11 protein-coding genes are annotated in these 13,071 nt (G+C 59.5%); 8 read left to right on the top strand and 3 right to left on the bottom strand.

The features are described 5' to 3' along the window. The first annotated feature begins 40 nt into the window (after nucleotides 1-40). The 4 genes from BT204_RS17175 to BT204_RS17160 are packed head-to-tail and all read left to right on the top strand — an operon-like array spanning nucleotide 41 to nucleotide 6,105. On the top strand, nucleotides 41-1,915 hold the full coding sequence (locus BT204_RS17175) for a putative bifunctional diguanylate cyclase/phosphodiesterase (protein ID WP_072447600.1): 1,875 nt from the start codon (nucleotides 41-43) through the stop codon (nucleotides 1,913-1,915). 34 nt (nucleotides 1,916-1,949) lie between these two features. After that, the gene (locus BT204_RS17170; RefSeq protein WP_072447598.1) at nucleotides 1,950-2,915 is read left to right on the top strand and encodes a cytochrome-c peroxidase; all 966 of its coding nucleotides are present in this window, start codon (nucleotides 1,950-1,952) and stop codon (nucleotides 2,913-2,915) included. Continuing rightward, the gene (locus BT204_RS17165; protein WP_054897696.1) at nucleotides 2,912-4,729 is read left to right on the top strand and encodes a DAHL domain-containing protein; all 1,818 of its coding nucleotides are present in this window, start codon (nucleotides 2,912-2,914) and stop codon (nucleotides 4,727-4,729) included. Before BT204_RS17170 ends, BT204_RS17165 begins: the two co-directional genes overlap by 4 nt. Then, entirely contained in the window at nucleotides 4,726-6,105 is a 1,380-nt protein-coding gene (locus BT204_RS17160; RefSeq protein WP_072447596.1) for an ATP-binding protein, read from the top strand. Before BT204_RS17165 ends, BT204_RS17160 begins: the two co-directional genes overlap by 4 nt. Before the next feature lie 20 nt (nucleotides 6,106-6,125). Here BT204_RS17160 and BT204_RS17155 read toward each other — a convergent pair whose 3' ends face one another. Both BT204_RS17155 and BT204_RS17150 read right to left on the bottom strand, forming a co-directional pair. Beyond that, nucleotides 6,126-6,398, bottom strand: coding sequence for a type B 50S ribosomal protein L31 (locus tag BT204_RS17155; protein WP_034126440.1), 273 nt, complete (start codon nucleotides 6,396-6,398; stop codon nucleotides 6,126-6,128). Nucleotides 6,399-6,558: 160 nt separating this feature from the next. Next, nucleotides 6,559-7,437, bottom strand: a complete 879-nt coding sequence (locus BT204_RS17150; RefSeq protein WP_072447594.1) for a hypothetical protein — start codon at nucleotides 7,435-7,437, stop codon at nucleotides 6,559-6,561. A 253-nt stretch (nucleotides 7,438-7,690) separates the two neighbouring features. Here BT204_RS17150 and BT204_RS17145 point away from each other — a divergent pair, with 253 nt between their 5' ends. The 4 genes from BT204_RS17145 to BT204_RS17130 all read left to right on the top strand — a co-directional run bounded on the left by BT204_RS17145 (nucleotide 7,691) and on the right by BT204_RS17130 (nucleotide 11,221). Next, a complete protein-coding gene (locus BT204_RS17145) occupies nucleotides 7,691-9,310 on the top strand; it encodes an FMN-binding glutamate synthase family protein (protein ID WP_054897693.1) in 1,620 nt (539 codons plus the stop codon). A 12-nt stretch (nucleotides 9,311-9,322) separates the two neighbouring features. Next, the gene (locus BT204_RS17140; protein WP_054897692.1) at nucleotides 9,323-9,607 is read left to right on the top strand and encodes a putative quinol monooxygenase; all 285 of its coding nucleotides are present in this window, start codon (nucleotides 9,323-9,325) and stop codon (nucleotides 9,605-9,607) included. Between the two features lie 61 nt (nucleotides 9,608-9,668). Beyond that, nucleotides 9,669-9,965 (top strand): cupin domain-containing protein, encoded by a 297-nt coding sequence (locus tag BT204_RS17135; protein ID WP_054897691.1) that lies wholly within the window; start codon nucleotides 9,669-9,671, stop codon nucleotides 9,963-9,965. Between the two features lie 125 nt (nucleotides 9,966-10,090). After that, entirely contained in the window at nucleotides 10,091-11,221 is a 1,131-nt protein-coding gene (locus BT204_RS17130) for an OpgC family protein (protein WP_054897690.1), read from the top strand. Nucleotides 11,222-11,420: 199 nt separating this feature from the next. On the opposite strand, the gene BT204_RS17125 is transcribed toward BT204_RS17130, so the two are convergent. After that, nucleotides 11,421-12,839 carry an amino acid permease gene (locus BT204_RS17125; protein WP_054897689.1) on the bottom strand — a complete coding sequence of 473 codons (1,419 nt, stop codon included), beginning with the start codon at nucleotides 12,837-12,839 and terminating at the stop codon, nucleotides 11,421-11,423. Between the last annotated feature and the right edge of the window lie 232 nt (nucleotides 12,840-13,071).

Raw genomic sequence — 13,071 nt, 5'->3', positions numbered from 1 at the left:
TTGTCATGCCATCAAGCCTTTTGCACGTGCCGAGTGCGCCATGAAGACGGAATCGGGCCGGGCCAACCGGCGCATCCTGATCGTCGACGACACCGCTTCGATCCACCAGGATTTTCGCAAGATCCTCTGTGTCGACGAGCACGGCGAGCCCTCCCTCGACACCCTGGAGTCCACCCTCTTCGGCACCACCGCGCCGGCGCGCCAGGCGTTTGACCTGGATTCGGCCTATCAGGGCCAGGAAGCCTTGGCGCTGGTCAAGAAGGCCCTGGACGCCCACTCGCCCTACGCCATGGTGTTTATCGACATGCGCATGCCCCCAGGCTGGGACGGCCTGCACACCATCGAACAGTTGTGGGAGGCGGACCCCAACCTGCAAATCGCGCTCTGCACGGCCTATTCCGACTACTCCTTCGAGGCAATCGAAGCGCGCCTGAAATACAACGACCAACTGCTGATCCTGAAAAAGCCCTTCGACCACCTGGAAATCCGCCAGATGGCCAGCGCCCTGACCTGGAAATGGCAACTGGCCCAGGACGCGGCCCTCAAAGTGATCAGCCTGGAACGCACCATCGAGGAACGCGTGCAGGAGCTGCTCAAGGTCTCGCACTTATTGCAATACGACGCCCTGACGGAGTTACCCAACAGCACGTTGCTGGGCGACCGCCTGACCCAGGCGATCGCCTTGGGCCGCAGGCACGACACGCAACTGGCGGTGATGTTTCTGGGGCTCGACCGCTTCAAGCGCATCAACAACGCCCTGGGCTATCCGGCCGGCGACGAGGTGCTTGCGCAGGTCAGCCTGAGCCTGGTGGCGGCGGTGCGGGCGTCGGATTCGGTGTTTCGTTATGGCTCTGACGAGTTCGTGGTGCTGCTTAACGATATCCTGCATCCCCAGCAAACCCAGCACATTGCGCAAAAGGTACTCAATGCCGTCAGCGCGACTCGCCATGTTGCGGGGCATGACCTGAGTGTGAGCGCCAGCCTGGGCATCAGTATTTACCCCGATGACAGCGACAATGCCGTGGGTTTGCTCAAGCACGCTGAAACCGCGATGCGCACCAGCAAAGAACGCGGCCCGGGGGATTTCAGCTTTTACACCGAAGACATGAACCTGCGCGCCCAGCATCAGCAAAACCTGGAAAGCGCGATCCGCCAGGCGCTGGACCGCGATGAATTTGTGCTGCATTACCAACCCAAGCTGGCGCTGGAGTCCGGGCGCATCGTCGGTGCGGAAGCGCTGACCCGCTGGTTTCGACCGCAGTCGGGTTGGGTCAGCCCGGCGGAGTTCATTCCGGTCGCCGAAGACAGCGGCCTGATCGTGCGCCTGACTCAGTGGGTACTGCGCCAAGCCTGCGCACAAGCCCAAGCCTGGCGTGAGATGGGCCTGGCGCCCCTGCGCATGTCGGTGAACATTTCGGCAATCGACTTTCGCCAACGGGACTTCGTCGACAACCTGGCCGCCATCCTGAAAGAAACAGGCCTGCCGCCCACCCAACTGGAACTGGAAATCACCGAAAGCGTGCTCATGCAGAACGTCGACGAAACCGTGGAAACCCTGCAAAAGATCAAGGCCATGGGCATCCGCCTGGCCCTGGACGATTTCGGCACCGGCTACTCCAGCCTCAGCTACCTGCGGCGCTTTCCCATCGACGTGCTGAAGATCGACCAATCCTTCGTGCGCGGCCTGCGCATCAATAGCCAGGACGAACAACTGATCAGCGCTATCATCGGCATGGGCAAGAGCCTGGAGCTGAACATCATTGCCGAAGGTGTGGAAACCGTCGACCAATTGAATTTCCTCAAAGCCCAGCGGTGTGAGGAGGGCCAGGGCTTTCTGTTCAGCAAGGCGCTGCCTTCGAAAGATTTTGTGCAGCTGCTGCAAACGGATAGCGCGACACTGATGCCGGATCAATAAAATAAATAGCCCTGGGCCTGCAAGGAGTGCTCGCTTGAGCAATGTCGTAAACTACCGTTCCGGCCTGATGTTCGCGTTATGCCTGAGCACCGCATCGCTGTCAGCCGCACCGCTGGACGAAGCGCTCAAGCCCTTGCCGGCGGTTCCAGTACTGGACCCGGCCAAGGTTGAGTTGGGTCGCCAGTTGTTCAATGAGCCGCGCTTGTCGGTCAACAACACCTTGTCCTGCGCGAGCTGTCACCAACTGACCAGCGGCGGCGCCGACAACAAGCCATTCTCCATTGGCTTTGACGGCAAACCGGTGCAGATCAATACCCCTTCCGTATTCAATGCCAGCCTGAACTTCAAACAGTTCTGGAACGGTCGGGTGGACACGCTGCAGGCCCAGGTCGAGCAGGTGGTGATCAGCCCGGTGGAAATGGGCAGTGACTGGAATACCGTGGTGCGCAACCTGTCCGCCCTGCCCGCCTACCAGAACGCGTTCAAACAGGCCTATCCCGATGGCGTCACCGCTTCCAATGTGCAAAACGCCCTGGCCACCTACGAGCGTACGCTGCTGACACCCAATTCGCGGTTTGACCAATACTTGCTGGGCAACACCGATATCCTGACCCGCCAGGAAAAATACGGCTACCAACGCTTCAAGGATTACGGCTGCATTGCCTGTCACCAGGGCGTGAACATTGGCGGCAATATGTTCCAGAAATTCGGCGTGATGGGCGATTACTTCAAGGCCCGCGGCAACCCGCTGGAATCGGACCTGGGGCGCTACCTGCTGACCCAGGATGAAGAAGACCGCCATGTGTTCAAGGTGCCCAGCCTGCGCAATGTGGCCGTCACGGCGCCGTACTTCCACGACGCCTCGGCCAAGACCCTTGAAGAGGCGGTTGACGTGATGTTCAAGTACCAGTTGGGGCGCAACCCGTCCCAGGAAGACAAGGACCTGATTATCCAGTTTCTCAAGACCCTGACCGGCGAATGGGCGGGCAAGCCGTTATGAGACCCTTGTCACGCCGACGCACCAGCCAAATCCTGCTAGGCCTCATCACCCTGTTCCTGGCCTCCACCCTGGTGTTTTTGTACCTCAAGTCTTCACGCGACCAGACAGCCACTTATACCCAGTCGCGCGACTTGATCCGCCAACTCCAGCAGCTCAATGCTCAGTGGGACAGCGAAGTACTCAAGGCCCGCATCGCGATCACCCACAACTACGACCCACTGGTCACACCGCTGACCGAGATGACCCGTATCGGCGCTGAACTGGAAAGCCGCGACACCTACCACAGCGCTGCCGACCTGCCCGGTTGGCAAGCCAGCCATGCGGCGTACCTGACGGCCATCGAGGAAAAAGCCCGGCTCGTCGACCAGTTCAAATCCCACAACGCAGTGCTGCGTAACTCATTGGCTTTTTTGCCGACGGCCGAAGACGACATCCAGGCCCAATTCAACAGCATGACCGACGAAGGCCGCCTGCAACTGCAAAGCGTGGCCACCGACACTTACGACCTGCTGCTCAGCAGCCTGGAGTTCGCCCAAGTCACCAGCGACGAACGTGCCGCCGATATCCTGGTGGGCCTGGGCAAGCTGGCCATCAACCAACAGAGCCTGCCCAGCGAGTTCCAGGCACCGGTGGAGATCCTCAGCAATCATATTTCGCTGATCCTGCGCGAACAGCCACTGGTCAACAGCCTGCTCGAGCGGATTGCCGCCGTGCCGGTGGCCGAACACCTCGATGACCTGACCACTCACCTCAATCAGGACCAGCAGGCCACTGACCTCATCGATCATCAGTACCATCGCTACCTGCTGATCTTCTCGACCTTGCTGGTGGTAATGCTGCTCTACCTGGCGGTGCGCCTGTTGCGTAGCTTCGCCGAGATCAATCGCGTCAACCGCGCGTTGCAGGCCGCCAACGAAACCCTGGAGCAACGGGTGGAGCGGCGCACGCAACAGCTCAAGGATGCCCAGAGCGAGCTGATGAACAGCGCCCGCCAGGCCGGCATGGCGGAGATCGCCACCAACGTGCTGCACAACGTCGGTAACGTGCTCAACAGTGTGAACATCTCTGCCGACCTGGTCAGCCGCAAGCTGCGCAGCAGCAAGGCACTCGGCCTGGGCAAGGCCATGCAACTGATCAACGCTCACCAAGGCGACCTGGGCACTTTCCTTACCGAGGATGAAAAGGGCAAGTTGCTGCCGGGCTATCTGAACCAGTTGGTCGAAGCGATTGCCATCGAACAGCAAGGCATGAGCGATGAGCTGGTGCAGTTGAGCAAAAGCGTGGACCACATCAAGGACATCGTCTCGACCCAGCAATCCTATGCGGGTGCGTCTACCTTGCTGGAGCCGGTCAATATCAGCGCCTTGATGGACGACGCCCTGCGCATGAACGCCGGCGCGCTGAGCCGTCACCATGTCACTGTTGTGAAGGCGTACGCCCCGGTGCCGGAGATCTTGGCGGACAAGCACAGGTTATTGCTGATCATGGTCAACCTGATCAGCAACGCCAAATACGCCATGGACAAACTGTCTGAGCGGCCACGGCAAATCACCCTGGCGGTGGAATCGGTAGGCGACCAGACCCTGAAGATCAGTGTGAAGGACGATGGCGAAGGCATACCGCCCGAGAACATGGCACGTATCTTCACCCACGGTTTTACCACCCGCAAGGAAGGTCACGGCTTCGGCCTGCACAGCTGCGCCCTGGCCGCCGTGGAAATGAACGGCCAGCTCAGCGCCCACAGCGACGGGCCGGGCCTTGGCGCCGTCTTCACCTTGACCATCCCCCTGACCCTTGCCGGAAGCAGCTCATGAACCAACCTCCCAACCGGCGCATCCTGCTGATCGATGACACACCGTCCATTCATGAGGATTTTCGCAAGATCCTGATGCCCGACGAAGCCTCAACCGAAGCGCTGGATGAAATGGAGTCGGCGTTGTTCGGCGACACCGCCAAACCTCAAGCCCAGGCATTCGAACTGCACGGCGCGTATGGCGGCGAGGAAGGCCTGGGCTTGCTGACCAGCGCCATGGCGCAGCAGCGCCCCTACGCCTTGGCCTTCGTTGACATGCGCATGCCCCAGGGCTGGGACGGCGCCAAGACCATTGAAGAACTATGGAAAGTCGCCCCCGACTTGCAAGTGGTGGTGTGCACCGCCTACTCGGACTATTCCTGGGATGACCTGTTGTTTCGCCTGCACGCCCACGACCGCCTGCTGATCCTGAAAAAGCCGTTCGACAACATTGAAGTCCAGCAAATGGCCAACACCCTGGCCAACAAATGGGACATGGCGCGCCGCGCTTCCCTGCAAACCTCGCAGCTGGAGCGGTTGGTGGAAGAGCGCACCCAAGCGCTGCAACTGGAAATTGAAGAGCGCAAGCACCTGGAAAGCCAACTGGTGCAGTCGGAAAAACTCGCCTCGCTGGGGCAACTCGCGGCCGGCGTCGCCCATGAGATCAACAACCCCGTGGGCTTTATTTCCTCCAACCTCAGCACCCTCGACAGTTACTTCAAGCAGCTGCAACAGATGCTCGATGCCTACCAGCGCAGCGAAGCGCACATCGGGGCGCCAGAACATCGCGAACCGCTCATGGCATTGCGCAACGAGCTGGACCTGGATTTTCTCAAGGACGACATTCCGATCCTGATCCGCGAATCCAAGGAAGGCATCGGCCGTGTGGTGCAGATCGTCAAGGACCTGAAGAACTTCTCACGGGTGGATAACGACCAGACCTGGCAATTCGCCAACCTGCAGCAAGGCATTGATTCGACGCTGAACATCGTCGCCAGCGAACTCAAGTACAAGGCCGATGTGGTCAAGCACTACACGCCGCTGCCGGAAATCGAGTGCCTGGCCTCGCAACTCAACCAGGTGGTGATGAACCTGGTGATCAACGCCGCACAAGCCATGGGCCCTGAGCGCGGCACCATCACCATCAGCAACGGGGTGGACGGCGAGAACGTGTGGCTGGAAGTCGCAGACAACGGCTGTGGGATTGCCCCCGACACCGTGCAGAAGATCTTCGACCCGTTCTTCACCACCAAGCCTGTGGGCGAAGGTACCGGGTTGGGTTTGTCGTTGTCCTACGGGATCGTCAAGAAACACCGTGGCGATATCAGCGTCAGCAGTGAGGTGGGCAAGGGTACGAAGTTTCGGGTAGTACTGCCGATTCGGCAGACGGCGGCGTAGGGCACGCCGCCGAATCATGCTCATGCGTCAGCTTTTTTCGGGCTCGACCCAAACGATGCAAAACGCTTGTTGAACCCGGCAATCCGGCCTTCGGCCTGGGTCTTGCGCTGCTGGCCGGTGTAGACCGGGTGCGAGGCGCTGGAGACGTCCAGGGGGATGTAGGGATAGGTGTTGCCGTCGCTGTGTTTCTGGGTGCGATCACTGTCGGCGGTGGAACCGATGAGGAAGAACACATCGGCGGCGGTGTCGTGGAACAGCACGGTGCGGTAGTCGGGGTGGATACCAGCTTTCATGAGGCCTCCGGGGCGTCTGGGTGCGGTTGATTTGTTATACAGTAACACAACACCGAACATCCAAACGAGAACCTCTTGCAATAAAGGTAGAGCGCGAGGAGCTATGGGGCCTTCTGGAAATCCGTTTCCTGGGGCGTCCAACCATTAAAACCAAACTGGCTTAACTGCTGATCTTATCCAGTGCTGACTGGGCCTCATTCGGCTTGGCTTCGTTGTTCTTCACGGCATTGATATACCCTTTAACGACGCCGACAAGATCTCCTCTCGTAGCGCTGGCGAGCGCTTCATCGAAGCCATCAGCCCGAGTTTTGTCAAAACCCGCCTTGGCCCCTTTGATAGCTCCGATCACTCCCGGTTCCGAATCGCCAATACCTAGAAGAATGTTGCTGAGCCCAGGGACAAACCGGATTCTCTTTCCAGCCTCGCCGGCAGCCCACTGCACGTTATCTTTGTTGGTGCCGTCCTTCCTGACATGGGTGTCGCTGGTACTATCCAGACGGTGATGCTCATGCAAGGCTAAATAACCCTGTTCCGTAAAGTCTTTCCACATGCCTGCAGGTGTACCGTGCCGAGCGTCGCCGCTACGGGTAATGCCTTCAAGGTCGCCATTTCCGTGCGCCTTGCCTCGGTGTTCGCCGTCAGCCGATAAAGACGTATCGATATAGTTGAGCACCCGCGCAGCGTTGAAGGCTGCATCAGCCCGTGCGTCCGGGTCTTTGTTGTTACTCGTCCAATCCCCCAGAAGTTTGTAAGCCAATGAGCGACTGACATCTTTTTGATGACCCAGTTTTTTGAGGATCGGATTATCGTTGACGATTTGTTCGGCGGTGCGGTTATCACCCGGTGGGCGGCCTGTGGCAATCTCCGGCTTTCGGCTCACATCCTGCTCGGGTTTTTCGATACCTTCCATGCGTTTGTGTTCTTGGGCAATTTGCTCCCGTAGCGGGCCGGTTAACTGGCTTTTATTCCAATCGTGGCTGGAGGGGGCAGAATTCCAGACATTGGAAAAAGCATTCCCTACCGCTATCGATGTCGTCATAGGTAAGTCACTCGTTTTGGTCGTTATAAATTCCTTCTTGATAAAGTGTCCTTACTTTCACAGCGCCCGGTCACAACCAGACACTCAATGAATGTGATGGGGCAGCAATACGTTCCTGATCAGCTGATAATTTTTTTCTGTACAAATACGCAGAGGCCCAAATAGCTGACTGGACGATCAATCCTTGTCCGTGCTTTGTCGACAGGTGCAGAATGGTTAATCGACCTGAAGAGTCCGAACCCAAGGAAACCGTATGAGCCTGTCCTTGTTAAGCCGCTACGCCTTCTTTGCTGTGTGCGTCATTTTCACCCTCGCCAGCCTTCCCTTTATCGAACATGAATGGCTGTGGCCGATCACGCTGGTCACCGGTGTACTCAGCCTGATCGGCATTGTCGACCTGCTGCAAAGCCCCCATGCGGTGCGCCGCAACTATCCGATCCTGGGCAATATCCGTTACTTGGTAGAAACCATCCGCCCGGAAATCCGCCAGTACCTGCTGGAGTCTGACAGCGACGCCCTGCCCTTCTCCCGCGCCCAGCGCTCGCTGGTGTATTCGCGCGCCAAGAACGAAACGGCAGACAAACCCTTCGGCACCCTGATTGACGTGTACCAGTCAGGCTTCGAATTTATCGGCCACTCCATGCGCCCTGCGCCACTGAGCGACCCCAGCAGTTTTCGCGTGATGGTCGGCGGCCCGCAGTGCACACAGCCGTACTCGGCGTCGGTGTTCAATATTTCGGCGATGAGCTTCGGCTCATTGAGCGCCAACGCGATCCGGGCACTCAACCACGGCGCCAAGCTCGGCAACTTTGCCCACGACACCGGCGAAGGCAGCATCAGCCCCTACCATCGCGAAAACGGCGGCGACCTCACCTGGGAACTGGGCAGCGGCTACTTTGGCTGCCGCACCAGCGACGGCCGTTTCGACCCCGAACGCTTCGCCGTGCAGGCTCAGAACCCCCAAGTGCGCATGATCGAAATCAAGATGAGCCAAGGCGCCAAGCCCGGCCATGGCGGGATTTTGCCCAAGCACAAGGTCACCCAGGAAATCGCCGACACCCGCGGCATCATGATGGGTGAAGACTGCATCTCGCCGTCGCGTCACAGCGCGTTTTCCACGCCGATCGAGCTGATGCAGTTCATCGCTCAGTTGCGCGAACTGTCCGGCGGCAAACCTGTGGGCTTCAAGTTCTGCCTGGGCCATCCGTGGGAATTCATGGGCATCGCCAAGGCCATGCTCGAAACCGGCATCCTTCCGGACTTTATCGTGGTGGACGGCAAGGAAGGCGGTACCGGTGCCGCGCCGGTGGAATTCACCGACCATATCGGCGTGCCGCTGCGCGAAGGCCTGCTGTTCGTGCATAACACCCTGGTGGGCCTGAACCTGCGCGACAAGATCAAGCTCGGCGCCAGCGGCAAGATTGTCAGCGCGTTCGACATCGCCAGCGTCCTGGCCATCGGCGCCGACTGGGCCAACTCGGCGCGTGGTTTCATGTTCGCCATTGGCTGCATTCAGTCGCAGTCATGCCACACCAACAAATGCCCGACTGGCGTCGCCACCCAAGACCCGCTGCGCCAACGCGCGCTGGTGGTGCCGGACAAGGCCCAGCGCGTGTTCAACTTCCACCGCAACACGCTGCACGCTTTGGCAGAAATGCTCGCCGCCGCCGGGCTCGATCACCCGTCGCAGTTGTCGGCCAAGCACTTGGTACGACGCATGTCGGCGACCGAGATCAAACTGTTTTCGCAGTTGCATGTATTCCTCAAGCCTGGGGAATTGCTCACAGGGGAAGTGAACGGCGAGTTTTATTCGCGGATGTGGCAGATGGCGCGGGCGGACAGTTTTGAGCCGCATGAAATTGCTGCAGCCTAAAGGACACCTAGCATGTTGAAAGTCATCGCCGAAGACTTTATCAAGCCCGAACATTTGGAAACCGTGCGCCCTTGGTACGCTGAACTGGTGGAAAAAACCCGCCAGGAACCGCTGTGCATCGCCTACGATTTGTTCATCGATCAAAAAGACCCTGGGCACTTCATTTTTATCGAGCAATGGCCAGATCAAGCGGCGCTGGATGCGCACTGCCAGACCGAGCACTTCACCCGGTTGGTGCCCCAGATCAATGAGCATCAAGCCAAGCCGTGCCGGGTCTTGTTGATGGACATTTTCTGACAAGACCCACCGCCTGCTGAACCGGACCACCGACGGCATCGTTGAAAACAAGGAGATTCACATGCCGTTACTGGACTTCGCCGTAATCGCCGCGCAACTGCCCGACAGTTGGACATCCACACGGCTGGGCCAGGTTGGCCCGGCGCGGATCAAAGTACTGCGCATGGATGAACAGACGTACGAGGAAGAAACCCACGACTACAACGAAGGGTTGTTGGTGATCAGTGGGTACTTGCACCTGCGTATCGGTGATCAAGCCATCAGGGTGGACGCCGGCCAGATGTACCTGGTGGAAGCCGGCACTGCCCACGGTGTGCTCGCCGGCAGCCAGGGCACCCTGGTGATCATTGATCTCTAGAGACATTCAGTAATACCCAGCCTTTGCAATTGCTTACAAATACCGCCAACCTCCGCCCGCCCGACGTGCGGCGACGCCCGCGCTCACCTATCGTCATTAAACAACTTGTTCAAGAGCCCGCTGCCATGCTGAACGGACGCGACCCGCGCATCGACTTTTTTCGGGGCCTGGCGTTGATCTTCATTTTCTGGGATCACGTGCCTCACAACCCCCTCGCCAACATCACCGTGCAGAACTTCGGGTTCAGTGACGCCGCGGAAATCTTCGTGTTCCTGGCCGGCTACGCAGCCGTGCTGGCCTACGGCAAGATTCTGCAGCGCGAGGGCTATCTCTTCGCCTGCCTGAAAATCCTGCGTCGGGTGTGGACACTCTACGTGGCGCATATTTTCCTGTTGGCGCTGTTGATGGGCATCGTGATTTTCGCCAACAGCCATATCGAGACTCGCGACCTGGTGCAGGAAATGGGCCTGGGGTATTTTCTCAGCGATACCCAACAGGCCTTGATGGATGAGTTGCTGCTGCGCTTCAAGCCCAACCTCACCGACCCGTTGCCGTTGTACATCGTGCTGATTCTGAGCCTGCCGCTCACCCTGCCACTGCTGGTGTATGTGCCCAACGTGATGGTGGCGATCTCGGTGGCGGTGTACCTGCTGGCGCCCTGGCAGGGCTGGAATTTGCCCGCGAGCAACGGCGGAGTGTGGTACTTCAACCCCATCACCTGGCAATGCTTGTTCATCCTCGGCGGCGCAGCCGCGTTGCGCTCACCCAGCCGCGCCGAAGCGCGGCCGTTGCTGCGCCAACCCTTGTTCGTGGCCGCTGCGCTCTACGTGTTGGTGACTTGTGTGATCACCCTGTCGTGGCGCTGGCCCGAGGTGCATGACGCCTGGATGCCACGCGTAATTGGCGAATGGCTGTACCCCATCAGCAAGACCGACCTGTCCCCGGTGCGCCTGCTGCACTTCCTGGCATTGGCCTACGTCACCGCCAAATTGCTCCCCGACGTCGGCTGGACGCAGCAGTGGCTGGCCCTGCAATTGGCGAGGATGGGGCGTTACTCCCTGGAAGTGTTTTGCCTGGGCGTGGTGCTGGCGCCACTGGCCGACATGCTCAATGCCATGGCCGGCGACAGCCTGGCGATCAAGTTATGCACGGCCTTGGCGGGGGCTGTGTTGATGGGCGTATTGGCGGCATGGCTGGACCTGAACAAGCGCCTGGACCAACGCTACGCCAGCCGCGCCGTCGTCGCGACTACATAGTTAGCGACGCCGCCGGACACGGGGGTGGCAACTGAACCACCGCTTTCGCAGGCAAGCCAGCTCCCACATTGGTTGGGTATTGCCCACGGAGTCAGCGTCCGGCACCAATCCCCTGTGGGAGCGGGCTTGCTCGCGAAGGCGAGGGGTCAGTCAATTAATCTGCAACTGAACCACCGCTATCGCAGGCAAGCCCGCACATTTAAACGGAGCGGGTCGCGCTGCTATTGGCGACGGCGGGCTGCAACTTGAATACGTAGTACAACACGGTCAACAGCACCAGGAACGCAGGCCCGACATACAGCGCCACACGGGTCTCCGGGAAGTACGCCATCAGGCCCACCACCAGCACCAGGAACGCCAGCGCCAGGTAGGAGCTGACCGGGTACAGCCACATGCGGTACTTGAGGCCCGCCTGCTCCGCCGGGCTCAGGCCTTTGCGGAATTTGAGCTGGGCCAGCAGGATCATCAGCCAGGTCCAGATCGCGCCGAAGGTGGCGATGGAGGTCACCCATACGAACACCTGGTCCGGCACCAGGTAGTTGAGCAGTACGCCCAATAACAAGGCAAAGATCGACAACAGCAAGGCCTTGCGTGGCACGCCGTTACTGGAGGTGGTGCCGAACGTCGCCGGCGCCTGGCCGTTCTGCGCCAGGCTGTAGAGCATACGCCCGGTGCTGAAGATGCCGCCGTTGCAGGACGACAGCGCGGCGGTGATCACCACGAAGTTGATGATACCCGCGGCAGTCTTGATGCCCAGACGCTCGAAGGTCATCACGAACGGGCTGCCCTGGGTGCCGATTTCATTCCACGGGTAGATCGACAGGATCACGAACAGCGCGCCCACGTAGAACAGCAGGATGCGCCAGAACACCGAGCCGATGGCGCTGGGAATGGTCTTCTGCGGGTTACGCGCTTCACCGGCGGTAAGGCCGATCATCTCGACGCCCAGGTAGGCGAACATCACCATTTGCAGGGACATCAACACGCCCTGCACACCATTGGGCATGAAGCCGCCATGGGTCCACAGGTTGGAAATGCCCAACGCCACGCCGTCATTGCCGAAACCGAAGGCGATGATACCGACGCCGCCGATCACCATTGCAATGATGGTGACGATCTTGATCAGCGCGAACCAGAACTCGAACTCACCGAACGCCTTGACCGCGATCAGGTTGATGGTGCCCATGCTGATCAGCGCCGCCAGTGCCCAGATCCAGCGTGGCGTATCGGGGAACCAGACCCCCATGTACACCGCCACCGCGGTAATTTCTGCGACGCAGGTCACCAGCCACAGGAACCAGTAGTTCCACCCGGTGAGAAAGCCTGCCAATGGACCGAGGTAATCCTGCGCATAGCGGCTGAACGAACCGGCCACCGGGTTGTGCACGGCCATCTCTCCGAGGGCGCGCATGATTACCAGGATCGCCAGGCCGCCAATGATGTAGGAGAGCATGATCGCCGGGCCGGCCATTTCGATGGCCTTGGCCGATCCCAGGAACAGCCCCACACCGATACACGCGCCGAGCGCCATCAGGCGGATATGCCGTTCGCCGAGTTCGCGTTTGAGCGGGCCGCCTTGAGCGGTCTCGCCAGGGGGCAGTGGTTTGCCGACAGGCATAGGAATACAACCTCATTTTGTTATTGGATTTAGCCACCGAGCCTGGGCGTATCCGCGGATGGGCTGATACACCGGCTGGACCGAACTCGCCTCATGGGCAAATCCGCCTGGTGCGACTCACGCGCACAGGTCAGCGGGCGTGCAGTATAAAAAGCTAACGTCAGGTCTTTTCACTCAATAAACAAGGAAATTTGGCGATAAGCCCCGAGAAAAACCGCTTGGACGGTGCAAG

Source organism: Pseudomonas sp. NFPP02 (assembly GCF_900119355.1).
GTDB classification, from domain to species: Bacteria; Pseudomonadota; Gammaproteobacteria; order Pseudomonadales; family Pseudomonadaceae; genus Aquipseudomonas; species Aquipseudomonas paracarnis.
This window is presented reverse-complemented; position numbering and strand designations above follow the sequence as displayed.

Excerpts from the sequence above, each read along its gene's own strand:
- BT204_RS17135 (WP_054897691.1), top strand. The coding sequence starts at position 9,669 with ATGCCGTTACTGGACTTCGCCGTAATCGCCGCGCAACTGCCCGACAGT.
- BT204_RS17140 (WP_054897692.1), top strand. The coding sequence starts at position 9,323 with ATGTTGAAAGTCATCGCCGAAGACTTTATCAAGCCCGAACATTTGGAA.
- BT204_RS17130 (WP_054897690.1), top strand. The coding sequence starts at position 10,091 with ATGCTGAACGGACGCGACCCGCGCATCGACTTTTTTCGGGGCCTGGCG.
- BT204_RS17145 (WP_054897693.1), top strand. The coding sequence starts at position 7,691 with ATGAGCCTGTCCTTGTTAAGCCGCTACGCCTTCTTTGCTGTGTGCGTC.
- BT204_RS17165 (WP_054897696.1), top strand. The coding sequence starts at position 2,912 with ATGAGACCCTTGTCACGCCGACGCACCAGCCAAATCCTGCTAGGCCTC.
- BT204_RS17125 (WP_054897689.1), bottom strand. The coding sequence starts at position 12,839 with ATGCCTGTCGGCAAACCACTGCCCCCTGGCGAGACCGCTCAAGGCGGC.
- BT204_RS17150 (WP_072447594.1), bottom strand. The coding sequence starts at position 7,437 with ATGACGACATCGATAGCGGTAGGGAATGCTTTTTCCAATGTCTGGAAT.
- BT204_RS17175 (WP_072447600.1), top strand. The coding sequence starts at position 41 with ATGAAGACGGAATCGGGCCGGGCCAACCGGCGCATCCTGATCGTCGAC.
- BT204_RS17160 (WP_072447596.1), top strand. The coding sequence starts at position 4,726 with ATGAACCAACCTCCCAACCGGCGCATCCTGCTGATCGATGACACACCG.
- BT204_RS17155 (WP_034126440.1), bottom strand. The coding sequence starts at position 6,398 with ATGAAAGCTGGTATCCACCCCGACTACCGCACCGTGCTGTTCCACGAC.